The sequence below is a fragment of the Peribacillus sp. NPDC076916 genome (assembly GCF_050269675.1).
Lineage (GTDB): Bacteria > Bacillota > Bacilli > Bacillales > DSM-1321 > Peribacillus > Peribacillus aracenensis.
Map to the genome: position 1 here is coordinate 246912 of NZ_JBNNIU010000001.1, position 26556 is coordinate 273467.

29 protein-coding genes and 2 other annotated features are annotated in these 26556 nt (G+C 40.7%); of the genes, 8 read left to right on the forward strand and 21 right to left on the reverse strand.

Features of this window, described 5'->3' with window-relative positions; genetic code table 11:
* Positions 1 to 564: 564 nt before the first annotated feature.
* The gene (locus tag ACQKFG_RS01215) at positions 565 to 846 is read right to left on the reverse strand and encodes a YlaN family protein (protein ID WP_098371113.1); all 282 of its coding nucleotides are present in this window, start codon (positions 844 to 846) and stop codon (positions 565 to 567) included.
* 221 nt (positions 847 to 1067) lie between these two features.
* Between ACQKFG_RS01215 and ACQKFG_RS01220 the strand changes: the two genes are divergently transcribed.
* Positions 1068 to 1571, forward strand: a complete 504-nt coding sequence (locus ACQKFG_RS01220; RefSeq protein WP_427555602.1) for a peptidyl-prolyl cis-trans isomerase — start codon at positions 1068 to 1070, stop codon at positions 1569 to 1571.
* 64 nt (positions 1572 to 1635) lie between these two features.
* On the opposite strand, the gene ACQKFG_RS01225 is transcribed toward ACQKFG_RS01220, so the two are convergent.
* On the reverse strand, positions 1636 to 2967 hold the full coding sequence (locus tag ACQKFG_RS01225) for a PhoH family protein (protein ID WP_192203934.1): 1332 nt from the start codon (positions 2965 to 2967) through the stop codon (positions 1636 to 1638).
* A gap of 267 nt (positions 2968 to 3234) precedes the next feature.
* Here ACQKFG_RS01225 and ACQKFG_RS01230 point away from each other — a divergent pair, with 267 nt between their 5' ends.
* The 3 genes from ACQKFG_RS01230 (at position 3235) to ACQKFG_RS01240 (ending at position 4609) form a co-directional block, all read left to right on the forward strand.
* Entirely contained in the window at positions 3235 to 3834 is a 600-nt protein-coding gene (locus tag ACQKFG_RS01230; protein ID WP_228467351.1) for a YhcN/YlaJ family sporulation lipoprotein, read from the forward strand.
* 159 nt (positions 3835 to 3993) lie between these two features.
* Positions 3994 to 4194 (forward strand): YlaI family protein, encoded by a 201-nt coding sequence (locus ACQKFG_RS01235; protein WP_072272690.1) that lies wholly within the window; start codon positions 3994 to 3996, stop codon positions 4192 to 4194.
* Positions 4178 to 4609, forward strand: coding sequence for a hypothetical protein (locus tag ACQKFG_RS01240; RefSeq protein ID WP_369618932.1), 432 nt, complete (start codon positions 4178 to 4180; stop codon positions 4607 to 4609). Before ACQKFG_RS01235 ends, ACQKFG_RS01240 begins: the two co-directional genes overlap by 17 nt.
* A gap of 39 nt (positions 4610 to 4648) precedes the next feature.
* Here the strand turns inward: ACQKFG_RS01240 and ACQKFG_RS01245 are convergent, their stop codons facing one another.
* The 3 genes from ACQKFG_RS01245 to typA are packed head-to-tail and all read right to left on the reverse strand — an operon-like array spanning position 4649 to position 7116.
* Positions 4649 to 4933, reverse strand: a complete 285-nt coding sequence (locus ACQKFG_RS01245; RefSeq protein ID WP_063231969.1) for a hypothetical protein — start codon at positions 4931 to 4933, stop codon at positions 4649 to 4651.
* 4 nt (positions 4934 to 4937) lie between these two features.
* Positions 4938 to 5246 carry a YlaH-like family protein gene (locus tag ACQKFG_RS01250; protein ID WP_192203932.1) on the reverse strand — a complete coding sequence of 103 codons (309 nt, stop codon included), beginning with the start codon at positions 5244 to 5246 and terminating at the stop codon, positions 4938 to 4940.
* Between the two features lie 22 nt (positions 5247 to 5268).
* The gene (gene typA / locus ACQKFG_RS01255) at positions 5269 to 7116 is read right to left on the reverse strand and encodes a translational GTPase TypA (RefSeq protein ID WP_192203931.1); all 1848 of its coding nucleotides are present in this window, start codon (positions 7114 to 7116) and stop codon (positions 5269 to 5271) included.
* 124 nt (positions 7117 to 7240) lie between these two features.
* Between typA and ACQKFG_RS01260 the strand changes: the two genes are divergently transcribed.
* Positions 7241 to 7423 carry a YlaF family protein gene (locus ACQKFG_RS01260; RefSeq protein WP_034314013.1) on the forward strand — a complete coding sequence of 61 codons (183 nt, stop codon included), beginning with the start codon at positions 7241 to 7243 and terminating at the stop codon, positions 7421 to 7423.
* Positions 7424 to 7533: 110 nt separating this feature from the next.
* On the opposite strand, the gene ACQKFG_RS01265 is transcribed toward ACQKFG_RS01260, so the two are convergent.
* On the reverse strand, positions 7534 to 8337 hold the full coding sequence (locus ACQKFG_RS01265; protein WP_192203930.1) for an inositol monophosphatase family protein: 804 nt from the start codon (positions 8335 to 8337) through the stop codon (positions 7534 to 7536).
* Positions 8338 to 8747: 410 nt separating this feature from the next.
* Entirely contained in the window at positions 8748 to 8945 is a 198-nt protein-coding gene (locus ACQKFG_RS01270) for a hypothetical protein (protein ID WP_034314018.1), read from the reverse strand.
* Between the two features lie 194 nt (positions 8946 to 9139).
* On the opposite strand from ACQKFG_RS01270, the gene ACQKFG_RS01275 reads away from it, so the two are divergent.
* Positions 9140 to 9760 carry a YktB family protein gene (locus ACQKFG_RS01275; RefSeq protein ID WP_342615334.1) on the forward strand — a complete coding sequence of 207 codons (621 nt, stop codon included), beginning with the start codon at positions 9140 to 9142 and terminating at the stop codon, positions 9758 to 9760.
* Positions 9761 to 9849: 89 nt separating this feature from the next.
* Here ACQKFG_RS01275 and trpA read toward each other — a convergent pair whose 3' ends face one another.
* The 9 genes from trpA to ACQKFG_RS01320 form a co-directional block, all read right to left on the reverse strand.
* Positions 9850 to 10629, reverse strand: a complete 780-nt coding sequence (gene trpA, locus ACQKFG_RS01280) for a tryptophan synthase subunit alpha (protein WP_192203928.1) — start codon at positions 10627 to 10629, stop codon at positions 9850 to 9852.
* Positions 10622 to 11827, reverse strand: coding sequence for a tryptophan synthase subunit beta (gene trpB, locus ACQKFG_RS01285; protein WP_260284163.1), 1206 nt, complete (start codon positions 11825 to 11827; stop codon positions 10622 to 10624). The genes trpA and trpB overlap by 8 nt, the downstream gene beginning before the upstream one ends.
* Before the next feature lie 4 nt (positions 11828 to 11831).
* A complete protein-coding gene (locus ACQKFG_RS01290) occupies positions 11832 to 12446 on the reverse strand; it encodes a phosphoribosylanthranilate isomerase (RefSeq protein ID WP_369618930.1) in 615 nt (204 codons plus the stop codon).
* Positions 12447 to 12456: 10 nt separating this feature from the next.
* The gene (gene trpC, locus ACQKFG_RS01295) at positions 12457 to 13233 is read right to left on the reverse strand and encodes an indole-3-glycerol phosphate synthase TrpC (RefSeq protein WP_349729603.1); all 777 of its coding nucleotides are present in this window, start codon (positions 13231 to 13233) and stop codon (positions 12457 to 12459) included.
* A complete protein-coding gene (trpD, locus tag ACQKFG_RS01300; RefSeq protein ID WP_192203924.1) occupies positions 13233 to 14255 on the reverse strand; it encodes an anthranilate phosphoribosyltransferase in 1023 nt (340 codons plus the stop codon). The genes trpC and trpD overlap by 1 nt, the downstream gene beginning before the upstream one ends.
* A gap of 26 nt (positions 14256 to 14281) precedes the next feature.
* On the reverse strand, positions 14282 to 14887 hold the full coding sequence (locus ACQKFG_RS01305; protein ID WP_192203923.1) for an anthranilate synthase component II: 606 nt from the start codon (positions 14885 to 14887) through the stop codon (positions 14282 to 14284).
* Positions 14884 to 16278 (reverse strand): anthranilate synthase component I, encoded by a 1395-nt coding sequence (trpE, locus tag ACQKFG_RS01310; RefSeq protein WP_427555614.1) that lies wholly within the window; start codon positions 16276 to 16278, stop codon positions 14884 to 14886. The genes ACQKFG_RS01305 and trpE overlap by 4 nt, the downstream gene beginning before the upstream one ends.
* Positions 16279 to 16446: 168 nt before the next feature.
* Positions 16447 to 16684: a binding site (T-box leader), on the reverse strand.
* Between the two features lie 35 nt (positions 16685 to 16719).
* Positions 16720 to 16950, reverse strand: a binding site (T-box leader).
* A gap of 66 nt (positions 16951 to 17016) precedes the next feature.
* On the reverse strand, positions 17017 to 17292 hold the full coding sequence (locus ACQKFG_RS01315) for a UPF0223 family protein (RefSeq protein ID WP_098371129.1): 276 nt from the start codon (positions 17290 to 17292) through the stop codon (positions 17017 to 17019).
* Between the two features lie 57 nt (positions 17293 to 17349).
* Entirely contained in the window at positions 17350 to 18309 is a 960-nt protein-coding gene (locus ACQKFG_RS01320; RefSeq protein WP_192203921.1) for an NAD(P)H-dependent flavin oxidoreductase, read from the reverse strand.
* Positions 18310 to 18722: 413 nt separating this feature from the next.
* Between ACQKFG_RS01320 and ACQKFG_RS01325 the strand changes: the two genes are divergently transcribed.
* Positions 18723 to 20180 (forward strand): aminotransferase class I/II-fold pyridoxal phosphate-dependent enzyme, encoded by a 1458-nt coding sequence (locus ACQKFG_RS01325; RefSeq protein ID WP_342615332.1) that lies wholly within the window; start codon positions 18723 to 18725, stop codon positions 20178 to 20180.
* Between the two features lie 177 nt (positions 20181 to 20357).
* Here the strand turns inward: ACQKFG_RS01325 and ACQKFG_RS01330 are convergent, their stop codons facing one another.
* On the reverse strand, positions 20358 to 20483 hold the full coding sequence (locus ACQKFG_RS01330) for a GapA-binding peptide SR1P (protein ID WP_072272684.1): 126 nt from the start codon (positions 20481 to 20483) through the stop codon (positions 20358 to 20360).
* 336 nt (positions 20484 to 20819) lie between these two features.
* Between ACQKFG_RS01330 and ACQKFG_RS01335 the strand changes: the two genes are divergently transcribed.
* Complete coding sequence (locus tag ACQKFG_RS01335) at positions 20820 to 21254, forward strand: DUF1885 family protein (protein WP_192203919.1); 435 nt, start codon at positions 20820 to 20822, stop codon at positions 21252 to 21254.
* A gap of 26 nt (positions 21255 to 21280) precedes the next feature.
* Here the strand turns inward: ACQKFG_RS01335 and ACQKFG_RS01340 are convergent, their stop codons facing one another.
* The 4 genes from ACQKFG_RS01340 to ACQKFG_RS01355 form a co-directional block, all read right to left on the reverse strand.
* Positions 21281 to 22108, reverse strand: coding sequence for a polysaccharide deacetylase family protein (locus tag ACQKFG_RS01340; RefSeq protein ID WP_427555621.1), 828 nt, complete (start codon positions 22106 to 22108; stop codon positions 21281 to 21283).
* 573 nt (positions 22109 to 22681) lie between these two features.
* Positions 22682 to 24094: a dihydrolipoyl dehydrogenase gene (gene lpdA, locus ACQKFG_RS01345; RefSeq protein ID WP_192203917.1), complete on the reverse strand. Its 1413-nt coding sequence runs from the start codon at positions 24092 to 24094 to the stop codon at positions 22682 to 22684.
* 3 nt (positions 24095 to 24097) lie between these two features.
* The gene (locus tag ACQKFG_RS01350) at positions 24098 to 25456 is read right to left on the reverse strand and encodes a dihydrolipoamide acetyltransferase family protein (protein WP_192203916.1); all 1359 of its coding nucleotides are present in this window, start codon (positions 25454 to 25456) and stop codon (positions 24098 to 24100) included.
* Between the two features lie 120 nt (positions 25457 to 25576).
* Positions 25577 to 26554 carry an alpha-ketoacid dehydrogenase subunit beta gene (locus tag ACQKFG_RS01355; protein WP_076366780.1) on the reverse strand — a complete coding sequence of 326 codons (978 nt, stop codon included), beginning with the start codon at positions 26552 to 26554 and terminating at the stop codon, positions 25577 to 25579.
* Positions 26555 to 26556 lie beyond the last annotated feature (2 nt).

Sequence of the window (26556 nt, forward strand, 5' to 3'; positions counted from 1 at the left end):
TTTTATTCAAGAATTTATATCCCAACCAAGGAGACCATCCTGATCAAGCTCATTTTATCGCGGATGTAATTATTTCGATATATTTTATATATTCGTTTTTTACATCCGATAAAGACTAAAAAGAGCCTTACACCATTAGCAAATGAAAATTTAGCTATAATAATATATTATCGATTTGACTTAACATTCAATTAATATAACCATAATACTAAAATTAACTGAATACAATAAAAAAATAAAAAATTACATATATTCGTATATAAAAACAAGGAATTAGCTCCGCCTTTCCGACTAACGTCCCATTGTTAATCAACGGCATTCGATTAAAAAAATCCCACATATTTAATGATTGATAGAGAAATTTGAAATCTGAATATAACCATTAAACATTACATTGAAAATTCAAAAAATAAAAAAACAAAAATAAAAAAAACACAATTGAGCTTCTACGGATTAATTAGTATGTCACTATTGAATATAGTATAACACTATCAATTAATTATGTACATAAATAAAAAACTCAAACAATCATCGAGATTTGTTTGAGTTAGTATGTTTTATCTATTATTTTTTTAATGATGCTTCATGCAAAACTGACAATTCTTGTTCAAGGGCCTCCAAAAGGGATTTACCCTCGGTTTCCTCTACCAAACCTAAGCGTACGGCAAAATCAATTTCTCTTGATAGGCCGAACATTTGTGTATCAAGTACCTCTTCATATAAAGGACATTGAGGCATAGTGAGATTTTCCATTTGAACTTTTATCAGTTTTAGAATCTTGTCAGCATCTGCTTTTAATAAAGCATAAGCTTTTTCTCGATGATTGACAAGCATATCAGATGCCATGTTAAATCCCCCCGCTCAGAGCGATTAAATCTTATCTCTAAATTCTACCTTTAGTTTTGTGAAAAAGCAAGGACATTGACAAACAATTTGCCATCGGGATATCACTCCCACCCCTCAAATGAATATATCAAGCCATGGAAATTGTTCACCATCGTGTAGATGTGACATTTCAATTATAATTGATTATAATCATTAAAGAGCAACAGAAAGGAATGAGATATTTGGAACCTATCGTATTTATAAACGGAAAAGTGAAATATCCAATTACCCTAGATCCTGGAGTATGGATTTTTGACGACCGTAAAGTTGAAATTGATACATATTTCCACGCTGAAAGAGTCCAAGTCAATGAATTAGAAGAATATACGATTGCCGCCTCCAAACATTGGCAAAAAGAAATACAGGAAGGCGCAATAATGCCGCCCACAATAAAAACGGAACGAAAGTTCGAGAAGCAAAGATTGCTTGAAGGGACTTTCGGCATCCCTTTTGAACCTTTTTTAAAAAATGCCGAACCAGAAAATGGGGTAACTGAAGTCATCGTTACAACCGATGATGAGGAGCTTACATTCCCGTTGGAAACGGCAATTGAATTTTTCCTGGGCTTTTCCAAGGATGGAAAGCCACTTAAAATATCTGAGGGCGGCCCTATGGAAATTTATTTCGGGGACGCTTCCAATATCAATGATCCGATAAAAAATGTGCGGTCTTTCACTGTTAAATAAGACTTAGTCCATTCTTCACCGAAAACTTCAGAGCCATCGGCAAGGGACATCCCTTGCCGATGGATTATAAAAGCGTAGCTGCGAGTTGGGCCAATCCAGATCTTTCCCCTTTTATCAATTTAACATGCCCGGCAATGCGTTCCGTCTTGAATTTTTCCACCACATAGGTCAAACCATTATTATATTCATCTAAATAAGGGTGATCTATTTGCTCCGGATCCCCCATTAATACAATTTTGCTCCGCTCCCCGACTCTCGTCAAGATGGTCTTGACCTCATGTTTTGTTAAGTTCTGCGCTTCATCGATAATGATGAACTGATCCGGGATGCTCCTTCCCCTGATATAGGTCAGGGCTTCCACTTCAATCGAACTCATGCCAGCTAGAATGGCATCCAATTCCCCAGGTTTTTTCGTATTGAACAAAAATTGGAGATTATCGAAAATAGGCTGCATCCAAGGTCTTAATTTTTCTTCTTTTTCCCCTGGCAGATAACCAATATCTTTACCGACAGGAACAATCGGCCTGGCAACCAGAAGTTTCTTATATTGTGACAAATCTTCAGTTTGCATCAATCCAGTAGCCAATGCCAATAAAGTCTTGCCTGTCCCCGCCTTACCGATGAGCGTCACAAGCTTGGTATTCGAACGAAGCAATAAATCAAGGGCCATCGTCTGCTGGACATTTCTCGGTTTAATTCCCCAAATATGTTCCCCTTCATACATCAATTTCTTGACTAGCCTGCAGTTCTCATCCACTATCCCAATCGCAGAAGCTGAACTCCCCAGCGTGTCCTTCATCAACAGGAATTGATTTGGATAATATGAATCCTTTGTCAGTTCCTCCAGTCCCAGAAAACTTTTTTCATAAAACTTATTCAGATTATCAATCGATACAAACACTTCTTTGTGTCCAGCGTATATATGGTCCAGTTCTACGACACGATCATTTAAAAAGTCCTCTGCCTCAAGTCCGATGGCATCAGCTTTAACCCTGACGAGAGTATCTTTACTTACCAAAATGACCGTTTTTCCATCTTCCTTCGTCTCTTCTTCCAAAGATAAGTTTTTCGCGACTGCCAATATCCTGTTATCATTCGTTTTCTCCACAAAAATTTCCTGGAGCTTATGAAATGAACGGTGGTTGAGTTCAATCCTTATGCTGCCTCCATTATGAAGCGGAATGCTCTGATGAAGCTTCCCTTTTTCACGAAAGCCATCGATCAATTTCGATACTTGCCTGGCGTTTCTTCCGATTTCATCCATATACCGTTTTTTCGAATCCAATTCTTCTAATACGACTGCCGGAATGACAACTTCATTATCTTCGAATGAATAAATCGAGTACGGATCCTGCAACAGGACATTCGTATCTAAAACATAGATTTTTTTCCCCAATATGACGCCTCCTGCCTGCTCTTTAGGATATGCCTTACCATTTACTACACTCAGAAGTTATGTAGCGGACGAGACTGTTGATAAAATATATGTTCCTTTGCATAAAGATAGAAGAACATTTACAGACTATAAAGAAAACTTCCAGCAAAAAATGCTATCCCCTACATTGATGACAATATGTTTAGCTGCATTTAATACTTACCTGAATCAGACCTGGTCATTGGTGGAAAGGCTGGAACCTACAAAAAACATTAAGGAGGCTGCACATTGCAAAAATTCATGTTGTCGCTCGCTGCTGTTCTATTGATGACAGGTTGCTCAATGGATAATAAAAATGAAGTGTCCGAAAATAATGCGAAAAACAATTTAACGAAAGTCAATAACTCGACCATTGAGGAAGCAGACAGAAATACAGGTCAGCAAACAGCGGAAAGACTCACCGGTTTAGCTAAATCCATTCCTGAGGTGAACGATGCCACCGCAGTCGTACTTGGCAAATATGCCATCGTCGGAATAGATATCGACCAAGATATTGAGCGTTCACAGGTCGGAACGATAAAGTACTCAGTTGGAGAAACTTTAAAACATGATCCTTATGGCGCAAATGCCCTCATCGTCGCTGACCCGGATATTAATGAGCGGATCAGGGAGGTGGCCAGAGACATTAAAGACGGTAAACCGGTAACAGGGATACTAAATGAACTGGCTGACATCACAAGTCGGGTCATTCCTGAGGTTCCTGGTGATATTTTAACCCCGACTCCGTCCAAGAGCATTGAAAAGGAAAAAAATAAACTTGACGATGAAACGGAAAGAAAAGAACTCGATAAAGAGCAAAATGATCAATCGAATCACTTTAAAGAATGAATATTCCTAACCCGAAGTCAATCTTCGGGTTTTTGTCTTTATCCACCATGAACCAAGTATCGTTATCGTTCATATGTTAGTTTCACTTTATCCTCGTTTTACCATAAAAATATTGGTATACTTAAAAGCATATTCAAATTGAAGTGAGGTTCAACTAATATGAAGGTTAAATGTGTAATATGCGATCAAATTGAATCTATACCTGATGATAGCCCAGAAGCTAAGAAACTTCGCAACCGCCCTATACATACCTATATGTGCAATACATGCAACCAACGCATAGAAGAGCGTACGAACGAACGGATTGCAACCGGGAACTTCCGTCTTTACCGGACAATCAAAAATGAAGATGAATGGTAGAATACATTATAAAGTTTCCCTGATTGGTCTCATCAATGGAATTCTGCTTGGATTGATAATGAAGTGGGTCGAAATGTTTTCCGGTAAACAAGTGTATAAGCTCCTATTGAATGTGGATTTCCTTCCTGTAATCGGGGCTGTCTCCTGGAGTGAGGCAACATTGTTCTTTTTCCATCTCCTTTTCTCACTGGCAATTACGTTCAGTTACATTTATATTCTTCGTCCTTTGAAGATTTTCAGGAATTGGAACAAATACACACTTGCCTTTTTCACGATCATTCCGGCAATCATCCTTTACTTCCCATTATCGGCGCTGTCGAAAACAGAAGCTGTCCTTCCTTCTGATTTGACAGCTTTCTTTTTGTGGACAATCTTACATCTTTTTTACGGACTTTCCCTCCCCAAAGCAATATAAAAAAGGACCGTGCGCATTTCGCACGGTCCTTTTTTATCATTACTCGATATTTTTATACTTTTCTGGCTCCAACTGTATTTGGTCTAACATGATATCAATTAATTCAATCGGATAGCGTTGCTTTTTCATTTCGTCCCCCAAAAGATACTCGACGAAATAAAAAGGTTCTGTTTTTGAAACCGAATCGATTATCACCTGATGATCATCTTTCAGCATCTGCATGAAAAACATTTCTGTATCACGTGCTGCTGTATCATCAGGCCTTGCATCACAGACAACTTTGATCGTCAACCAATTGTATAAAGCATCTTGTAATGATTTCATCATCTTAAGCCTGTTCTTCTTTTCTCGAATTATGAAGACGGAATCGATAAATCCCCAGAACAAGCGAAGCGATGACTAATGCTTCTCCCATAGGAAGAAACACCGCAAAGAAAGAAAGAAGGGTACATCCAAGTGCCATTACCACATAAATGACCACATTTTTTAGCAAAGGTAACTTTTTGGCAAAACCTAACTGATAGACAAGGATGCATAATCCAAAGACCGTCAAATATAAATACCACATTCCCGCTTCAGGATTTTCATCCACTCTGTACAATGCTGCAAAAAATGATAATCGCTCTTGGATATCCAATCTTTTCTCCTCCTCTTGCTATTTATTTTTCTTCAACAGCAACTTTTTTTCTTTTAGCTGCTCTTTCACGTTCGTTTTTATCAAGAATTTTTTTACGAAGACGGATTGAATCCGGAGTTACTTCACAGTACTCGTCATCATTCAAATATTCTAGAGCTTCTTCAAGTGACATGATTCTTGGTTTTTTCATGGAAGAAGTTTGGTCTTTATTTGCTGAACGCATATTTGTCATTTGTTTCGCTTTAACGATATTGACAGTCAAATCGCTATCACGGTTATGTTCCCCGACAATCATGCCTTCATAAATATCCGTACCTGGCTCAACGAAAATAACCCCACGGTCTTCTACTTGCATAATACCATATTGTGTAGTTTTTCCTGATTCCATGGAAACAAGTACACCTTGACGTCTTCCGCCGACTTGACCTTGTGCCATTGGTTGGTAGCTGTCAAATGAGTGGTTCATGATACCATATCCACGTGTAATCGTTAAGAACTCAGTTGAATATCCAATAAGTCCGCGAGCTGGAATCGTGAACAGTAAACGAACTTGGCCGCTTCCGCTATTGATCATATCCAACAATTCACCTTTACGGGCTCCCATTGATTCCATGATTGAACCAGTGTGCTCCTCAGGTACGTCGATTTGTACACGTTCAACTGGCTCACAACGGACACCATCAATCAAACGAACGATAACTTCCGGTTTAGAAACTTGAAGTTCATAACCTTCACGTCTCATATTTTCGATCAGGATGGAAAGGTGAAGCTCCCCACGGCCTGAAACAATCCAGACATCCGGAGAATCAGTATTTTCGACTCTTAAGCTGACATCCGTCTGTAATTGGTTTCTTAAACGCTCTTCGATTTTACGAGCTGTAACGAATTTACCTTCACGGCCTGCGAATGGGCTGTTATTTACAAGGAAAGTCATTTGTAATGTTGGCTCGTCAATACGCAGGATAGGCAGGGCTTCAGGATGTTCAGTCGGACAAACCGTTTCCCCTACGTTAATATCCTCCATACCAGAAACGGCAATTAAATCACCGGCAACGGCTTCTTGGATTTCAACTTTCTTCAAGCCAATATAACCAAAGATTTTCGTTACTCGGAATTGTTTAACCTTCCCATCAAGTTTCATTAATGAAACTTGTTGACCTACATGCATTTTACCGCGGAATACACGGCCAACCCCGATACGTCCTACATAATCATTATAGTCAAGTAAAGCCACTTGGAATTGAAGTGGTTCATCTGAGTTATCAATTGGTGCTGGGATCGTTTCGACGATTGTTTCGAAAAGTGGGGTCATGTCTTTTTCTTGTTTAGCAGGATCTGAATCCAAGCTTGCAGTACCAGCAATACCTGAAGTGAAGACAACTGGGAACTCTAACTGTTCTTCTTCAGCTCCTAGTTCGATGAATAAATCAATTACTTCATCTACCACTTCATTTGGACGTGCAGAATCTTTATCGATTTTGTTCACGACAACGATTGGTGTAATCTTTTGTTCCAATGCTTTTTTCAACACGAAGCGAGTTTGTGGCATACAGCCTTCATATGCATCAACAACAAGTAGAACGCCATCAACCATTTTCATGATCCGTTCCACTTCACCACCAAAGTCGGCATGACCAGGTGTATCCAAAATATTGATTCTTGTATCTTGGTATTGAACTGCTGTATTTTTCGCAAGAATCGTGATTCCGCGTTCTTTTTCAATCGCATTAGAATCCATCGCACGTTCTTCCACATGTTCATTTTCACGGAAAGTACCAGATTGTTTAAGCAACTGATCCACTAACGTCGTTTTACCATGGTCAACGTGGGCAATGATGGCTATATTACGAATATTTTCTCTTAATTTCAAAAAATTCACTCCTAAAAAAGTTTGTGTATAACGTATCACTAGTATTAGCTTACATATTATATCACAAACATACTAGAAACAAATACAGAAATTATGTACAATAGATATATTAGGGGTGATATTAATGAACATTAAATGGAATTTCTTAATATTAGCGGTATTGGCAACATCAAGCATCGGCTCCATTGGCATCTTCATTGCTGAGAAGAGCTTGATTGGAATATTAGCTGCAATTGTTATTCTTTGCGGAATCATGGGGTTCGGTTTCACTCAGAAGAAGAAATTGCGCGAAGCCGGGAAGTTATAATATGAAAAACTCGCTGACAGACAGCGAGTTTTTTTTGTTAATTATTTCATAATGAACATTTTAATCCATCCGTGCCAAACTGTGGTACTGCTTTCAATTAGACCTTGATTCTAATGACTGGAATTTCCTGATAAGTATTTATCGAATACTTCTTTATGGAGCCCTGGTTTAGATACGAAAAGTGAACCACCTTTTATAAAGTCCAATTTGTCACCTTTAATATTACTAACTTCCCCGCCCACTTCCTCAACCAATAAAACTCCTCCGGCAAAGTCCCAGGGCATGAGTCTCATGGTTATGTATGCATCTATCCTTCCAGCTGCGACGAAAGCAAGCTCCAATGCTGCGGAGCCATAAGAACGTGTCCCCCGTGCATCCCGAACTAGCGGTGCCAAAAGATTCGGATCGATTCTTCGGTTTTCCGTTACCCAGCTTGCATTAATGGAAATTATCGCTTTGCTTACTGATGCCTCTTCTAGGGATGGCAGCCTTTGATCATTCAGAAATGCTCCTTGCCCCTTAATCGCATGATATAATTCATCACTAAAGACATCATAAACCATGCCGATCTTTCCGATGCCATCCACATAAACCCCAAGGGAAATTGCAAAATTCCTCTGTTGATGAATGAAATTCAATGTTCCATCAATTGGATCGATGATCCACACAGTACCTTTTAGGTCTTTAATATCATTGCCCATTCCCTCTTCCCCGAATATGCGGTGTTCAGGGAACACTTCGTTGATTTTTTCACAAAAAAACTTTTCTATCCCCTTATCCATATTAGTAACCAAATCATTCGGATTCGTTTTCATTTCAATATTCAACTTGGTTTTAAAGGACGCCCTTAGCCTAGTACCCGCCTCTTTCATCCATAACTTCGCATATGTATCCATTTCCTTGACAGATGCCATTATAATATCCCCGTCCTTTGTGATCAGAAACTACATTAAAATGATCCTTTTCTAAAGATTAAAGCAAATATAGCTTGCCTTCAAGTTTTTAACATCTTAAATTTTCCATTTTTTTAAATATATAAGGAAAGACGGCTCCTTGTGACCACCCATCCTTTAATCGGTTTTGCAATTATGAGCTAGCGAGCACAAATACTTTTCAAATCAATTTGAATTAACGTTTCCCTTCCTTATTAAAGGGAGCCGGACAAAATAAAATACTATCTTATTATATATTGGACATTTAATGAAAAACGGACACATTATTTTTAATAAAATAAAGTGTCCGTTCATCTATAATAAAATTCCTTGTATTGAAATTGATTCATTTCCTTTATTCATTCTCCTTCAAGATCTCTGCAGCCAATCATTTACAAGGCTTTCAATTTCAACAATTCCAAGCGGATGCGTTCTAGCCTTTGCTTGCATTGTGACCTCTTTTGGTCATTTTCTTCACCGATAGCTTCAAAAAGGGTTGCTAATTCATAGTCCATTTCCATCCTTAACACTGCAGCTCTATGTCTTTCAACTTCTTTAGCTTTTAATGCTTGGTTCATGACTTGTTTCATAATTAACATTCTCCCTTCATCAATTAACGTAATTTTCTGAATTTATCTTATCATATGACTTCCTACCTCAAATAGCAACTAATTTGTGTTATAACCTATAAGGAAATTTACATTGCCAACCCAAATCGTATTTTTTAAATTTTACTTTTACTTATGCTACAATATGTGCAGATATTACGGTAGGAGAGATGAAAATGAATATAGCAAGTTTTACAGCAAATGATTTTGATGTTTTTAAAATTGATGGTTTGGAACCGCGCATGGACGCTTTAAAAGAACGGATCCAGCCCAAATTACATGCACTTGGAGAGCACTTTTCTCAAAAACTGTCAGTTATGACCGGCGATGAAATGCACCCTCATGTTGCAAAGCATGCCAGACGGTCAGTGAATCCTCCTAAAGATACTTGGGTTGCTTTCGCTGCCAATAGCAGAGGTTATAAAATGATGCCGCATTTCCAAATCGGGTTATGGGAAACGCATATGTTCATCTGGTATGCCGTGATTTATGAAGCCCCTAATAAAACTGAAATCGGAAAGCGACTGGAGCAGCAGGCAGGCCAATTGGTGAATAGCATTCCCTCCCATTATGTTTGGTCAATGGACCATACAAAACCTGATGTCATCACTCATGGTGGTCTTGGAGTAGATGATTTGAATTCAATGTTCACTCGTTTACAAACTGTAAAAAAAGCCGAAATCCTTTGCGGTATAAAAATTTCACGTGATGACGCCATTAAGTTAAAAGATGATGAATTCATTCAAACCATTCAAGATGCGTTTGAACATCTTTTACCCTTATATCAATTAAATTAAACACAGTTGCTTCGTATTCGAATTGAATATCGGACGCCTTAAATTAAACTGGTTAAGAAAAAAGGAGAGCCTTGGCGGCTCTCCTTTCCTTATTTCTGCGCTACTCCTTTGCTTGCTTGTATCAAATCACCAATTTGATCTTCCTTACCAGTTTCCAAGCATTCGATGATCTTGCTGCCGACAATGACACCATCGCAGTATTGTACTGCATCACGGACATGATCTGGCGTCGATATGCCGAACCCAGCAAGAACGGGAACCGGACTTATCTCTTTTACCTTCTTCAAATAGCCTCCAAGTTCTTCCCCAAAGGCGTCACGGGCACCCGTAATGCCTTTGACAGTAACCGCGTAGATGAATCCCTCCGCCCCTGCAGTAATCTCAGTGATACGTTCTTTCGAAGACGTGAGTGTCACAAGTCGGATAAGAACGATCCCTGCAGTTTTGATTGATGAAAAGATGGCTTCCTCTTCAATCGGTAAATCGGGGATGATGCACCCGGAAATCCCTGCATGGAGACAGTCATTCGTAAACTCTTTAAGTCCATATGCCAGGATAGAATTCGTATATCCCATTAAAATAATTGGGATGGTCACTTCACTTTTGATTTCCATTACTTTTTTCAGGACATCTTTTAAAGTTGTTCCATTTTCCAAAGATCTGATGCCGGCTTGTTGGATAACCGGTCCGTCAGCGACAGGGTCAGAGAATGGTATACCTAGTTCGACGGCAGTCGCACCGCTGTTTTCAAGGAAAAGAAGCTGGCTCTTTAACCGTTCAAGACCTCCATCCCCTGCCATTATATAAGGGATGAATGCTTTTTCCTTCTTTGTTTGACATTCTTCAAGCGCATTTGTTAATTTATTCATGTTCACTACCCCCCATCAATGATTGGACCGTTTCAACATCCTTATCACCACGGCCGGACAGGCAAATCACCAGTCCTGTTCCTTTTTCCATTTCTTTAGCAAGCTTTAAACCGTAGGAAATGGCATGTGAACTTTCTAAAGCGGGGATGATCCCTTCCTCCCTGGAAAGCATCGCTAAAGCTTCCAAGGCTTCATCATCGGTTACTGATGTATATTCAACCCGATTTGTATCTTTTAAGTAACTATGTTCAGGCCCAACCCCTGGATAATCCAAACCTGCTGAAATCGAATGTGCCTCCTGGATCTGACCGTCCTCGTTCTGCAGTACATACATGAATGCCCCGTGGAGCACCCCAGGTTTCCCCTTAGTCAAACTTGAAGCGTGTAATGGTGTTTCAAGTCCATGCCCTGCCGCTTCCACTCCGTATAATTTTACCGTTTCATCCTCAATGAAGGGATAGAACATTCCCATTGCATTACTTCCTCCGCCTATGCAAGCGACTACTGCATCCGGTAGGGAATGAACCGCTTCCGAATATTGACGCTTTGTTTCATTTCCTATCACGCTTTGAAAATCACGTACAATAACGGGGAATGGATGCGGACCAAGAACCGATCCCATTATATAGTGGGTGTCATCCACATTCGCCACCCAATATCGTAACGCCTCATTCACTGCATCCTTCAGTGTCCCGCTACCTTGTGATACAGATATGACCTTGGCTCCCAAAAGCTCCATCCTGAATACATTCAATTTCTGTCTCCTGATATCTTCTTCTCCCATAAAGATGATGCATTCAAGCTTCAGCAAAGCACACACAGTCGCCGTTGCAACCCCATGCTGTCCTGCACCCGTTTCGGCAATCACCTTTTTCTTGCCCATTTTCTGAGTCAGCAAAGCCTGACCGATCGTATTGTTTATTTTGTGGGCTCCGGTATGATTCAAGTCTTCTCGCTTCAGATAAATATCTGCACCTCCAGCAAGCCTTGTCAAGTTCTCCGCAAAATAAAGTGGTGTTTCCCGTCCGATATATTGTTTCAGGTAATAATTTAGCTGCCTTTGGAATTCAGGATCATTTTTAGATTGTTCATATACTTCTTCAAGCTCCGTAATCGCCGCCATTAAAGTTTCCGGAACGAAACGGCCTCCATATGCTCCAAAATGTCCAGTTTTATCAGGCTGTGTATAAGTGTTCATCTATTCATTCCTCTTTTCCGGCTGTATATTTTGCCTCATTAATAAATGCCTTTATTTTTACGGCATCTTTTAATCCGTTTGTTTCAACGCCGCTGGCTACGTCAACTGCGAATGGTGAAACGGCATTAATCGCTTTTCCGACATTTTCCGGAGTCAGCCCACCCGCTAGAATTACCTTCCCGGGTGGCAGATCCGCTTTTCGGATCATATTCCAATCCAAAGTCAATCCCTTTCCAGATGAAATCTTAGGAAGATCTACTAATAGATAATCCGCTGGGTATTCATGAAGGTTTTCAAGGTCTTTCACTGAATTGACGGCAAAGGCCTTTATCACCGGTAGGGGCATCCTGCGGGCAAAGCTGGCAGACTCGTTACCATGAAGCTGAATATAATCCAACCCTGCGATTTCGGCACTTTTTATCACTTCTTGTTCAGTTTGATTGGCAAACACTCCGACTTTTTTAACCTGTCCAGCTAGATTCGCCGCGAATTCTCCTACTATCTCTGGCTCAACCTTCCTGCTACTCTCGGCAAAAATGAAACCAATGAAGTCTGCCCCTGATTCAACAGCAGTCTGGGCGTCTGCCAATGTCTTTATCCCACAGATTTTCACTAACATATTAATCTCCTTATATACTCATTTGCAGTTCGGCCATCGTTTGCGGAAGATTTGACGCAGTCATCAGTGTCTCCCCGACTAAAATAGCTTTTGCACCAGCTTCCTTCACACGCATCACGTCTTCTTTTGTTTTGATTCCACTTTCACTGATAATGATATGGTGTTTTGGATCAAGTAACTTCGCCAATCGTTCCGTTACAGCCAAATCCACTTTGAAAGTCTTTAAATTCCGATTGTTAATCCCTATTAGCTCTGCATTCAGCTCTAGAGCCCGTTCCAGTTCGGCTTCATCATGGATTTCCGTCAATACTTCAAGCCCTTTTCTTTTTGCATATTGATATAATTCATGAAGGCGCTCTTTAGAAAGTGCTGCGACAATCAATAGAATGATAGTGGCACCAGCTTGATGGGCGCGATCGATTTGTACTTCATCGATGATGAAATCTTTGCACAATCTGGGAATCTGTATGGCCTCGCTTACGCTTCTCAAATCTGCAATCGATCCTTTAAAGAAAACCTCATCCGTCAATACGGATATCGCTGCCGCTCCGCCGCTTTCATATGAAAGGGCCTGCTCGATCGGATTTACATTGATTTTAATATCCCCTTTTGAAGGGGAAGCCCGTTTTATTTCCGCGATAACCGCCATCGATTTAGCCGTTTTCAAATTCTCCACCAAAGATGGTCTGACTATGTTGATCATTACCGAATCGTCTAAGCCCCTTTCTTTTAATTTTGCGACTTCCGCCTTTTTCTGTTCGATGATTTTCGTTAAGATATTTTCCATTACATGACCACCTTATTTCTATTGCCAAAAGCAATCAGATTTTCTAACTTCGCAAGTGCCGATCCGCTATCAAGGCTTTCTTTAGCCATGGAGATCCCTTTTTTGATCGTTGTTGCCGTACCATGTGCGTATAATCCCAATCCAGCATTCAATAAAACGGTATCACGATAGGCCCCTTTTTCCCCTTTGAGAAGCCTAAGCATGATATCGGCATTTTGTTTGGCGTCACCGCCGCGAATGGCATCATTTCCGTAAACCGGCAGATCCACTTCTTCAGGGTGCAGCGTAAAGGGAATGATATCCCCTTGCTCCAAAAGCACGAGTGAATTTTCACCCTGTAGGCTCGCTTCATCCATAAACCCGGCGCCATTAATCACGACCGCGCGTTTCCTGCCTAATTTATGTAGGACTTCCGCAAAAAGCTCGAGCATATCACGTCGATTGATTCCCATTAATTGCGTGTCGAGTTGCACTGGATTTGTCAGAGGACCTATTAGATTAAATATCGTCGGGATTTTCAGTTCTTTTCTCACTTTCATAATCCGTGCAATATTAGGGTGGACCGATGGGGCAAACAAGAATGTGATTCCATTTTCCTCCAACAGTTCTTTTAACATGTCAGGCTCCAAGTACAAATTGACACCTAATTCTTCCAATACATCCGCACTCCCCGTTCTGCTTGAAATGCTGCGGTTTCCATGTTTGGCAACCTTGACACCGGCCCCGGCAAGTACGAAGGCTGATGCTGTACTTATATTGAAGCTTTGTGACCCATCTCCTCCCGTTCCGCAATTATCCATCACATTAAGAGAGCTTGTTCGTACACTTCTTGCTTCTTTTCTCATGACTCTGACAAGGCTTGCTATTTCACCTGCCGTTTCCCCTTTGGATTTTAGGGCAATGATGAAAGCTGCCATCTCGCTTTCGGTGATATCTTTGGAAAATAACGCTTGGGCTGCTCTGCTCATCTCTTCTTCCGTCAATGTTTGACGCTCTGCTAACTTCGCTAAATACTCCTTCACCGCTAACTCCCCCAGTCGTTTTTGTTTTATAGGATGGATTGTTCCTTTTCAGATTGGAAGGTTCCCGCAATCTCATAAAATTGATGTAATAATTCCTTGCCGATTTTCGTCCCTATTGATTCAGGGTGGAACTGTAAACCGTAAAGCGGGAATTCTTGATGTTTCAGAGCCATGATCTCCCCATCATCCATCGCTACTGCCGTCACAGTCAGTTCATCTGGCAAACTCGCCCTTTCAACTACAAGGGAATGGTAACGCATTACCGGGAATTGTAAGTCTTGTTTGGCAAATACACCTGTTCCATCATGTTCGATAACCGATGTTTTCCCATGCATGATTTGTTTCGCTCCAACCACATTCGCACCAAAAACTGCCCCAATGGCCTGATGCCCCAAACAAATGCCCAATAGCGGAACCTTCTCATAAAAATTACGGATGATTTCCATACTGATACCAGCATCTTCCGGCCTGCCGGGTCCCGGGGAAATGACAATTGCCATTGGATTCAGTTCCTCAATTTCCGCAATGGTGATTTCGTCATTCCTTTTTACTATGATTTCTTTTTCCACTTCTCCTAAATATTGATAAAGGTTATAAGTGAACGAGTCATAGTTATCAATTAATAAAATCATTTTGTGTGAACCTCCATTAAAGCGCGTGCTTTATTTTGTGTTTCTTCAAATTCCGTTTTTGGGTCTGAATCATATACAATTCCAGCCCCTGCCTGTACATAGGCTTTGCCATCTTTAATGATCATCGTCCTAATCGCTAAAGCCATATCAAGATCCCCTCCAAAACCTATGAACCCTATCGAGCCCGAATACATCCCCCGTTTACAATTTTCCAGTTCATTGATCAGCTCCATTGCCCTGATTTTTGGAGCACCGGAGACTGTTCCGGCAGGGAGGCAGACCGTCAGCGCATCTAAACTCGTGAACCCTTCCTTAAGCTTTCCGCTAACCTTCGAAGCAATATGCATGACATGCTGATATCTTTGAATTTCCATTTCCTCGGTAAGGTGGATTGAACCGATTTCGCAAACTCTGCCAAGATCATTCCTGCCCAAATCAACAAGCATCTTATGCTCGGCAAGTTCCTTTTCATCCATCAGCAGGCTTTTTTCGAAGCCTTTATCTTCTTCATCCGTTTTCCCTCTCGGCCTTGTACCGGCAATGGGATTAACATGAACCATTCCTGATGAAACGCTGATCAAACTTTCAGGAGACGACCCAATAATTGTATAATCACCAAATTCTATATAAAACATATAAGGAGAAGGGTTGGCTAAACGCAAACGACGGTAGGCATCGAAAGGCTCCCCATCGAAGTCCGCTTTGAACCTTTGTGATAAAACAACTTGGAACACTTCACCAGCTATTATCGCTGATTTAACTTCAAGGACCATTTTCTCGAATTCATCCTGACTGAAATTCGATTTGAATTCCAAATATTCCGACGATATTTCCTTTGACGGTTTGCTTGCCTGATTGATTTTTTCCTTCATCCCCAATAAACTTTTTTCACTATCCTCTTCCGCAGTCAAAAGATGGATTTTCTGCAGAACATGATCGAATATATACAGTTCTTTATAAAAGAGAAAATGAGCATCAGGCATTTGCAGAGAATCAGGAGGCACCGGACCTATATTTTCATACAGACGAATGATATCATAGCCCATATATCCGATTGCACCACCGTTAAATGGCGGAAGATGTATGGGAACCTCTCCTATCTCCACTAATAATTCGTTTTTGAGAAACTCGATGATATTGATGTTCTTTACAATTTGATCACCTGTTTCAGTATCTTTCACATTTACTTGGCCAGCAAGTGATGTCACCTCCAGATAAGGTTTTGAACCTAGATAAGAGTAGCGGCCGTTGTCGTGATGCGAATTCGAGCTTTCCAATAAAAACTTCTGGTCACCATCTAATTTCTGAAATATGGCAATGGGTGTGTGGATATCCCCTTCAATCGTGTCCATCTTGAAACGGAGTATTTTTTTTTCATCCAAATTATTCATCCTTCAATTCCCTCCCGATTCTTATGCTCTCTTATAAACCCCTGGAAGGGAAAACCCTTATGGCCAAGTGCCGGAGTTTTCATTTCCTCTGGTTTTTTGATTTTTTCTAAAAGGTATATATATTGAAATCCCAATAAAAAAGTCCCCTGCAAACACAAATATGTGTCTGCAGAGGACGGTAAACCGCGGTGCCACCTCAAGTTGGAAAAACGTATCATTTTTCCCTCTCAAGCAAGAAATGAAAAATTCTTGCGATTACCCTTTAACGGTGGCAGCCGAGTTTCCCTACTTATTTCAAGAAACCACTCATAAGTCCATTCATCTTCTTATATCGTACCGGTTTCCACCTATCCCGGCTCTCTGTTACGCATCTAAAAAGATTACTACTCTCATTCATAGATTTAATTATCATTTCCATAAAAACGCAAAAAGGCCCCTCATCCAAAGGACGAGGAACCCGTGGTACCACCTTAATTAGCTAAATTAGCTCACTTTACGGCATTAACATGCCTATCTCCACTAACGATGAGATAATCGCCAAAGCCTACTCCGTTCATCCGTTTCGGTTTGGGGCTCGGAAGTCCATTCGCTTAAATTCGTTCACCAGTTTTCAGCAACCACTGGCTCTCTGCAGAACATCATTAAGGTACTCTTCTTCGTCACTGCCTTTATCATTTTCTTGCTTATTATGTTAAAACAATCTTTTCAGTAAGTCAATGGAGTTTTCTAAAAATATTTTTAATTTTTCATTTTTATCCATTCCCCGTCATCGATTCCTTTTGCCTTCTTAATAACAAGATAGGCTGAATAAGTGCTGACTGACTCAAACTCATCCGTATACTTTTTTTCATCCGCCTTACCGGGGACTATTTCCTTGAATCTTCGGTAAGCCTTCATAAATTCTTCCTTTTGTATTTTATTTTCATAAGCCTTTTCTACAGCTTCAAAGAATTTGATCACATCTACGATTTCTTCAGTAGACCAATCAAGATCCATTGGATATTGATAATCCATACCCTAAACACGCTCCTTCTAGATAGTTTTTCATGCTGTCCGGCAGTCCATGCATCATCAGTCTGCCCATTTTGAACGAATTGCTTCCGCCTGGTCGATAATCCGACTGAATAGTTCAGCAGTCGATGGTACATCATGAATCAGCCCCATCACTTGTCCGGCCCAAGCAAAGCCTTCACCTTCGACACCGTCATGGATATAACGCTGATTCGCTTTTCCGCTTATGTAATCCTTCAATTGTTCATATCCGCCATTTTCTTTTTCTATTTCAAGAATCTTATCGGTCCAGCTGTTTGCAATTACCCTTGCTGGTGCACCAATGGAACGCTTGATGACAACGGTATCATTTTCTGTGCCGGAAACCAAGGCATTTTTATATAATTCATGTGCATGAACACATTCCTTGACCGCTATGAATCGTGTTCCCATCTCGATTCCTTCGGCACCAAGTGCCAATGCTGCCATCAAACCGCGTCCATCGCCAAAACCACCCGAGGCGATGACTGGAATATTAACGGAGTCCACAACTTGAGGAATTAACACGGAAGTTCCAATATCATCACGGCCTAAATGCCCTCCTCCCTCCTGACCAACTACCATCACCGCATCTGCCCCAAGCTGCTCAGCTTTCATTGCCTGCCTTTTTGCAGCAACAAGCACGAGTTTTTTCACCTGGGTGCCTTTGACGTAATCAAGAAATGGTGCAGGGTTGCCCCCGGTTACGGAAACAGCTGCGATATCCTCTTTCAAGGCTGCTTCCAGCATATTTTCATAAGGTCTTCCATGCTGACCGATTGCAAAGTTCACACCAAACGGTTTATCCGTCAATGATTTGGTTTTTCTAATTTCATCTGTCAGTTGCTCCGGGTTGTCCAAGGACATGGCCGTTACCTGCCCCAGCCCTCCTGCATTCGAAACTGCCGCCGCCAGGTCTGCATATGCTAAATGGGCCAATCCCCCTTGTACGATTGGATATTGAATGCCTAACAAATCGGTCACACGCGTTTTCCACTTCAAACTCCTCAGCTCCCTTTTTTAATTTATGTTGTTTATTTAGTTGAACTCAAAAACCATTAGCTTCATTATGGCAAATATTGTTTAACCGTTCAATTTTTAAACTCACCTACAATATTAATAAAAGAAGAATTCTTGAGTAAATCCAGTAAATACTAGGAAAATGGACATTTATAATCTGCTGTAATTTTATTGGGCCCCTTAACAACAAAGACATATATAAATGGTTTAAGTCAGGACATTAAAGTCACTCTAGGCATTTATTATAAGACGTGCTATAATTCATATGTTTTATGTCTATCCACATGTTTACTAACCATACGATGGAATCGGAGAAACATACGATCATTAATAGAAAGGGAGTATATACTCCCAAATATTATGTACCTATTTTAATGAAAAGGGGCCACAAAGAATTGTCACAGAATGAAACACCCTTATACACTGCCTTATTGCAGCATGCAAAAAAAAATCCCGTTCAATTTCATATTCCAGGTCATAAAAAAGGGAAAGGAATGGACGCTGATTTCCGTAATTTCATTGGAGAAAATGCATTATCCATAGATTTAATCAATATCGCTCCACTCGATGATCTCCATCAGCCAAAGGGGATCATTAAACAAGCTCAGGATCTTGCCGCTGAAGCTTTTGGGGCGGATCACACATTCTTTTCCGTTCAAGGAACAAGTGGAGCGATCATGACAATGGTCATGACAGTCTGCGGACCTGGGGACAAAATCATCGTCCCAAGGAATGTACATAAATCCGTAATGTCTGCCATTGTATTTTCCGGAGCTGTTCCTATTTTCATCAATCCTGAAATAGACAAAGATTTGGGCATCTCACACGGAATCACCGTCGATGCCGTCGAGAAAGCTTTAAAGGAACATAGCGATGCAAAAGGATTGCTTGTCATCAACCCAACCTATTTCGGCATTTCGGCCGATTTGCAAAAAATAGTGGAAGTTGCTCATTCCCACCAAATCCCAGTACTGGTGGATGAAGCACATGGTGTCCATATACACTTCCATGAAGACTTGCCGATGTCAGCCATGCAAGCTGGAGCAGATATGGCTGCAACGAGTGTTCATAAACTGGGCGGTTCACTAACGGGAAGTTCCATATTAAATGTTAAGAACGGTTTGGTTTCCGCAAATCGTGTTCAAGCCATATTGAGCATGCTCACAACCACCTCAACCTCCTATATCCTTCTGGCTTCCCTGGATACGGCCAGAAGACAACTTGCGACGGTAGGAAGGGAAATGATTGATGAAGCGATCAATCTCGCAGGGTATATCCGTGAGGCAGTTAATGAGATTCCTTATCTTTACTGTGTCGGCAGCGAAATTCTCGAGAGTGAGGCAGCCTTTAGTTATGACCCGACTAAATTAATCATATCCATCAAGGAATTGAATATTACCGGATACGACGTTGAGAAATGGCTTCGTGAAAAGCATAATATCGAAGTGGAACTTTCTGACTTGTACAATATCCTTTGCCTGATAACGCCTGGAGACTCAAAAACAGAAGCGGATCTTCTGATTGCTGCCCTTAGAGACTTGGCGGATGAGTTTAAGGAAATGGCGGCTGAACATGAAAAAATCGAAGTCCTGCTTCCTGATACACCACCACTGGCTTTATCACCAAGGGAGGCATTTTATGCAGACACCGAAGTGGTTCCCATTGAGGAATCTGTCGGCAAAATTAGCGCTGAGTTCATCATGGTTTACCCGCCTGGAATTCCGATCTTCATACCAGGTGAATTGATTACTGAAGATAATATCAATTACATCCGGAAAAACATCGAGGCCGGCCTTCCTGTTCAAGGCCCTGAGGACCCAGAAATAAAATATTTACGCATCATTAAAAATTGATTGATCCCATAAAACCAGAGCAAAGTGCTGCTCTGGTTTTTTTGCCCCTTATTATTGAGCAAGTAGCTCCCGATCAACTGAAGATTTTCACTTCATTAACATCTACAAAAAGGGTGCTCCAGATTACAACCCTGAAACACCCTTAAATTCTATTAATCTTATTATCCTTTTTTCGATTTATTTTTCAGAGGCAGCTGTATCACAGCTTTGGCAGTTGTGATTGTGTGTATATAGTACACTTACTTTTTCATCTTCAAAATGTTCAATCGTGCTATTGCAAGTTTGACATACGATAGTTCCCATTTTTACAACCCCTTCCTCTATATTGTATGCATTAATAACGTAATGTAACCGCTTTATATGAATTATAATATAACACATTTATTATTTCAAGTTAAAAAGTATAACATATATGTATTTTCCCCATTTAATGAACACTCATGTTGGAATAACTTTACTCCAATCGTTCGTTAGAATGATTCCTTTTTGGACCCTGGAGTTCATTTCATCACAGCCCTTACTTTTGCATAGCAAGGTGAAAAAGGAATTTCGCCTTTTAATTTACATATAGATATGTATATAATACATCCATAAAATGTTAATATATTCTTACATCCAATCAATCTAAGGGGGATCCACATGACTGAAAATGCCTATATCAAACTCGTTCCTGAGTCCGTGAAAGGGACTGTAACCATCGAAGACGTGAAAGAATTGCTGAACTATTATCAAATGATCACAGCGAAAACCGGAAAGCAACTGGATTGGAATTATGATAAGAAAGCATTTCCTTATGAAATGAAAGAACCAGAAAAGATGAAAGATAAGGCCATATACCTCCAATCCAAAGAAGATCGATATCACATGATATTGATAGGCGTTGACCAAGAAGTCGTTAAGGATGAAGATGGATCAGAGCGGATTCAATCCTATATCCAATTCACCCTCCCTGAAACAGCAACTTTCGGTGATAAGGGAAAAGCTAATGAACTGTGCAAGTTCCTTGCAAAGAAATTACGGGCGCAGCTACATCTCTTCAATAAACGGGTGATGTATTATTATCCAAGGAAATAAAAATACCTGCTGAAGCCGGAATTGGCTCAAGCAGGCGTTTCAATCAACTTTGGATCAAGGATCTCATAACCTTCCTTTTGAAAACCTTTCACGATATCCTCAATGGCTTCACTCGTCCATTTCCGGTCATGCATCAGTAAGTTCGCACCATTTCCTAAATAAGGGCTGTTCAACATGATTTCTGTTAACGCTGTTTTATCTTGATACTCTTTTTCCCAGTCATATCCATATGACCAATTCATGACCAACATTTTTTCTTTCTCAGCGACTTTTTTTGAATGCTCGGTATTCGATCCAAATGGCGCCCTGAAGTACTTAGGGCTTACCCCTGTAATGCCTTCTACCATATTGTTCAATTTTACGATTTCCCGTTCTTGTTCTTTCTCGGTCAACTGTTTTAAATTTACATGGGAATAAGTATGATTACCGATAGAAAAACCCATTTCATGAATTTCTTTTAGCATCGCTTTATTTTCATCATTTTCAAGAAAGTGACCGTTCACGAAAAAAATAGCAGGTACTTCAAGGCGCTTCAGGGTCTGGGCGATTTTCAGAGAATATTTATCAGGTGCATCATCAAATGTTAACAACACAACTTTCGGATTTGCCTCCCCGATTGGTTTAAATGACCAATTCTTTTCGTCCACCTGATATTCTGCCTTTACATTCCCATCGTCAATCGTTTTTGACGTTTCGTTTTCCAAGTCTTTCTCTTTCTGGCTTTCATCTTGGACCGATGTTGCCGTTTCCACACTTTTTTGATTTTCATTTTCTGTTGGACCGGAACTCGGTCCATTACATGCCATCAATAAAAATGATACTAATGTAAATAATGCTACTCCTTTGTTAATCATGATTCCTCCGTGGTTTCTTGTGTCATAGCGACTTGAAAAGTTTAATAAAGGGGTACTAGCGTTTCCAAAAGGATTTGCAAAATACCGTAGCATAATAGACTTATCACGGTAACAAGCATTGTTCGCCTATTGGATTTTAAAATCATTTTACCAATGTAAATGGCTAGATAGGAAAAGACCAAAAACATGAATACTTTGAAAACGAATCGATCGTTAACAGACAGCCATTCAACTAAGGTATACCCACTCCAAACGATTAGTTGAAAGAGGATTACCAGATAATTTTTCAAATGATCCACCCCATTTTAATATGAATATTCAGCCATGATCTCTTTATTGGCAAAAAATATTCAATTAACATCGCTCATCTTATTTTTTATCCTTTATTACCTTTCTCAAAACCTTACAAGGAAAAAAAGTAAGAAGTCCTTTTTATAGCTTATGCCCTTTTAGCCCTTTTCATTTAACTAGCGTGAAGAAAATGATGACTGGGGAGTCATCCTTCATATTCGTATATCTGCCAAACAAAAAAAGCGTACTGCATGAGGCAGTACGCTTTTTTATAAAAATCAATTACTTGATGATGTGAATAGGAGTTCCAAGGGCAACTTCAGCAGCTTCCATTGTGATTTCCCCTAAAGTTGGATGTGCATGGATTGTCATTGCGATATCTTCGGCAGTCATTCCCGCTTCGATAGCCAGACCAAGTTCTGCAATCATATCAGAAGCGTTTGGTCCTGCAATTTGTGCTCCTATAACCAATCCGTCTTCTTTGCGAGTGATAAGCTTCACAAATCCGTCCGTATTATTTAAAGAAAGAGCACGTCCATTTGCAGCGAATGGGAATTTAGAAGCAAGCGCTTCGATTCCAGCTTCCTTCGCTTCTTTTTCATTATAACCGACAGAAGCAAGTTCCGGTTCAGAGAATACAACAGCCGGAATAGCAAGATAGTCGATTTCAGATGAATGTCCTGCAATGGCTTCAGCAGCAATTTTACCTTCATAAGAAGCTTTATGAGCCAACTGAGGTCCAGAAACGATATCACCGATTGCGTAAATGTTTTTCACGCTTGTACGGCATTGTTTATCCGTTTCGACCAAACCACGGTCAGTCATTTTGATTCCGACTTGCTCCAGGCCGATCTCTGCCGTATTTGGACGACGTCCAACTGTCACTAATACGTAATCGGCTTCAACCTTTTTCTCTTCGCCTTTTACTTCATAAGTAACGGTTACACCTGTTTCAGTTTCTTCCACACCTTTAGCATTTGCTTTAGTGACAATTTCAGCACCCTTGTTTTTAAGGTTACGCTTAACAAGTGCTGCCATTTGTTTTTCAAAGCCTGCAGAAAGGATTTCTTCAGTACCTTCAAGGATGGTCACTTTAGTGCCGAAGCTTGCGAATGCTCCGCCAAGCTCAGTACCAATGTAACCTCCGCCGATTACCACGATCGAACCTGGAACTTCTTCCAAAGCAAGAGCACCAGTGGAATTAAGTACACGTTTCGTATATTTAAATGACGGAATCTCGATTGGCGATGAACCAGTGGCGATGATTGCGTTTTTAAATGTATATGTTTGGGCTGAGTCTTCATTCATAACACGGATGCTGTTTTCATCGACGAAATAAGCTTCACCGGTTACAACATCAACGTTATTACCTTTTAATAGGCTGCTTACACCGCCTGTTAATTTTTTAACAACAGAACCTTTCCAAGCTTGTACTTTAGAAAAATCAACAGAAACTTTTTCTGCAAAGATACCCATATCTTCTGAATGCTGAGCTTCATGGAAACGGTGTCCAGCCGAAATTAAAGCTTTTGATGGGATACAGCCTACATTCAAACAAACTCCGCCGATTGTTCCTTTTTCAACGACCGTTACTTTCTGCCCAAGCTGTGCTGCGCGAATTGCGGCAACATATCCCCCTGGGCCTGAACCGATCACTAAAGTATCTGTTTCGATTGGAAAATCTCCTACTACCATTGTTTACGCCTCCATTAACAATAATTCTGGGTCGTTCAATAACTTTTTGATATGATTCAATGCATGTTGAGCTGTTGCTCCATCAATCATGCGGTGATCAAAGCTCAGTGATAATGCCAGAACTGGAGCGGCGATAATTTCCCCGTCGCGTACAATTGCTTTTTCGGCAATGCGTCCAATCCCTAGAATGGCAACTTCTGGATGATTGATTACAGGTGTGAACCATTGACCGCCTGCGGAACCGATATTCGTAATGGAGCAAGAAGCACCTTTCATTTCGTTAGGAGCCAATTTGCCGTCACGGGCTTTCGTCGCTAATTCATTAATTTCTTGTGAAATAGCAAAAGTTGATTTACGATCTGCATCTTTTACAACCGGAACGAGCAGTCCTTTGTCTGTGTCTGCTGCAATTCCAATATTGTAATAGTGTTTATGGATAATCTCACTAGCCTCATCATCAAATGATGTGTTAAGCATAGGGAATTCACGCAATGCACTTGTTAACGCTTTAACAACATAAGGTAGGAATGTAAGCTTGATTCCTTTTTGTGCAGCAATTTCCTTGAATTTCTTACGGTGAGCAACCAATAGCGTCACATCGACTTCATCCATTAATGTAACATGTGGAGCTGTCTGCTTGGATTTCACCATAGCTTTGGCGATCGCTTTTCTCATGCCGCTCATTTTTTCGCGAGTTTCAGGATATTGCCCTTCTGGAATTGTAACTTTTTGTTTTTCGGTTGTTTCCGTATCATTTTGTTGTGAAGCTTCACTTTGAGCTGCCGGTTGCTGTGGAGCAGTTTTGCCGTTTTTGAAAGCATCTATGTCATCTTTCATGATGCGGCCATTATCTCCAGAACCAGAAATCTCACGAATATTTACCCCTTGTTCGCGCGCATATTTCCTAACAGAAGGCATGGCGATGATACGTCGTGAAGGATCTGCCTCAACTTGTGGTTGTGCTCCCGCGCCCGTTACACCATTATTTTCTTGAACCGGAGCAGCCTCTTTCTTGACTTCCTGTCCAGCTTCAGCAGTCGCTTGAACCTGGGCCTCCGTATTCTTCTCACCTTCTGCCTTTGCTTCTTCTCCATGGTCCCCTTTAAACTGAAGATTTTCATAACCTGGAGCATCGAATGTTACAAGTACATCGCCAACAACGGCAACCGTTCCTTCTTGAACAAGGATTTCTTCCACGGTACCTTCCACCGGTGATGGGATTTCAACAACGGCCTTATCGTTCTGAACCTCGCAAAGCACGTCATCTTCTTGAATCTTATCTCCTGGTTTTACAAACCATTTCACTATTTCACCTTCGTGTATACCTTCTCCGATATCAGGGAGTCTAAATTGGAATGCCACTGAGTTCAACCTCCTATATTAAATCATACTTAGTGCTTTGAATAAAGTCCTTTATCTTGCATTACCGTTAATGCGATATTACTTTCCCAAGCAGGACATTCATTCCATTACTCAAGATTGTTAAAACTTCAAGACTTTAGTCGCCGTTTCAATAATGTCTTTATAATTAGGGAGCCATACTGTTTCAGCTTGTGAAAACGGGAATACCGTATCAGCAGCCGCCACTCGCAGTACTGGAGCATCCAAGCTCAAAATGGCACGTTCGTTAATTTCCGCTACGACATTCGCTGCAATACCAGCTTGCTTTTGTGCTTCTTGAACAACGATAGCGCGTCCAGTTTTTTCTACAGAAGCAATGATTGTATCGATATCCAATGGAGAAACAGTCCGTAAGTCGACCACTTCGACGGAATGGCCTTCCTTAGCCAATTCCTCAGCTGCCTTGATGGATTCCTGTACCATTGCACCATACGTAATAATGGATAGATCCGTTCCTTCTCTTTTCACATCGGCTTTTCCCAACGGAATTGTATACTCTTCTTCAGGCACTTCCTGACGGAAAGAGCGGTACAATTTCATGTGCTCAAGGAAAATGACAGGGTCATTATCACGAATAGCTGAAATCAATAAGCCTTTTGCATCGTAAGGAGTGGAAGGGATAACTACCTTTAACCCTGGTTGCTGAGCCATTAAACCTTCCAAGCTATCAGCGTGCATTTCCGGAGTATGCACTCCGCCTCCAAAAGGTGAGCGAATTGTAACCGGTGCACTGTAACGTCCGCCTGAACGGTAACGCATACGAGCAAGCTGACCGCTTACGGAATCCATTACTTCATATACAAACCCGAAGAATTGAATTTCAGGAACAGGACGGAAACCTTGTAAAGAAAGACCGACCGCTAATCCACCGATTCCAGATTCAGCAAGAGGTGTATCGAATACACGATCTTCACCGAATTCTTTTTGAAGATTTTCCGTTGCACGGAAAACTCCTCCATTAACCCCAACATCTTCCCCAAAAACGAGTACATTCTCATCATTCTTAAGTTCTGTACGTAATGCTTCTGTAATTGCTTGAATCATCGTCAATTGAGCCATGG

Bases quoted from the DNA above. Each gene is read 5' to 3' on its own strand.
- ACQKFG_RS01215 (WP_098371113.1), bottom strand. From the start codon at position 846: ATGGCATCTGATATGCTTGTCAATCATCGAGAAAAAGCTTATGCTTTA.
- ACQKFG_RS01235 (WP_072272690.1), top strand. From the start codon at position 3,994: ATGAAGGTTAAATGTGTAATATGCGATCAAATTGAATCTATACCTGAT.
- ACQKFG_RS01240 (WP_369618932.1), top strand. From the start codon at position 4,178: ATGAAGATGAATGGTAGAATACATTATAAAGTTTCCCTGATTGGTCTC.
- ACQKFG_RS01245 (WP_063231969.1), bottom strand. From the start codon at position 4,933: ATGAAATCATTACAAGATGCTTTATACAATTGGTTGACGATCAAAGTT.
- ACQKFG_RS01260 (WP_034314013.1), top strand. From the start codon at position 7,241: ATGAACATTAAATGGAATTTCTTAATATTAGCGGTATTGGCAACATCA.
- ACQKFG_RS01265 (WP_192203930.1), bottom strand. From the start codon at position 8,337: ATGGCATCTGTCAAGGAAATGGATACATATGCGAAGTTATGGATGAAA.
- ACQKFG_RS01270 (WP_034314018.1), bottom strand. From the start codon at position 8,945: ATGAAACAAGTCATGAACCAAGCATTAAAAGCTAAAGAAGTTGAAAGA.
- ACQKFG_RS01275 (WP_342615334.1), top strand. From the start codon at position 9,140: ATGAATATAGCAAGTTTTACAGCAAATGATTTTGATGTTTTTAAAATT.
- trpA (WP_192203928.1), bottom strand. From the start codon at position 10,629: ATGAATAAATTAACAAATGCGCTTGAAGAATGTCAAACAAAGAAGGAA.
- trpB (WP_260284163.1), bottom strand. From the start codon at position 11,827: ATGAACACTTATACACAGCCTGATAAAACTGGACATTTTGGAGCATAT.
- ACQKFG_RS01290 (WP_369618930.1), bottom strand. From the start codon at position 12,446: ATGTTAGTGAAAATCTGTGGGATAAAGACATTGGCAGACGCCCAGACT.
- trpC (WP_349729603.1), bottom strand. From the start codon at position 13,233: ATGGAAAATATCTTAACGAAAATCATCGAACAGAAAAAGGCGGAAGTC.
- ACQKFG_RS01305 (WP_192203923.1), bottom strand. From the start codon at position 14,887: ATGATTTTATTAATTGATAACTATGACTCGTTCACTTATAACCTTTAT.
- trpE (WP_427555614.1), bottom strand. From the start codon at position 16,278: ATGAATAATTTGGATGAAAAAAAAATACTCCGTTTCAAGATGGACACG.
- ACQKFG_RS01315 (WP_098371129.1), bottom strand. From the start codon at position 17,292: ATGGATTATCAATATCCAATGGATCTTGATTGGTCTACTGAAGAAATC.
- ACQKFG_RS01330 (WP_072272684.1), bottom strand. From the start codon at position 20,483: ATGGGAACTATCGTATGTCAAACTTGCAATAGCACGATTGAACATTTT.
- ACQKFG_RS01335 (WP_192203919.1), top strand. From the start codon at position 20,820: ATGACTGAAAATGCCTATATCAAACTCGTTCCTGAGTCCGTGAAAGGG.
- ACQKFG_RS01340 (WP_427555621.1), bottom strand. From the start codon at position 22,108: ATGATTAACAAAGGAGTAGCATTATTTACATTAGTATCATTTTTATTG.
- lpdA (WP_192203917.1), bottom strand. From the start codon at position 24,094: ATGGTAGTAGGAGATTTTCCAATCGAAACAGATACTTTAGTGATCGGT.
- ACQKFG_RS01355 (WP_076366780.1), bottom strand. From the start codon at position 26,554: ATGGCTCAATTGACGATGATTCAAGCAATTACAGAAGCATTACGTACA.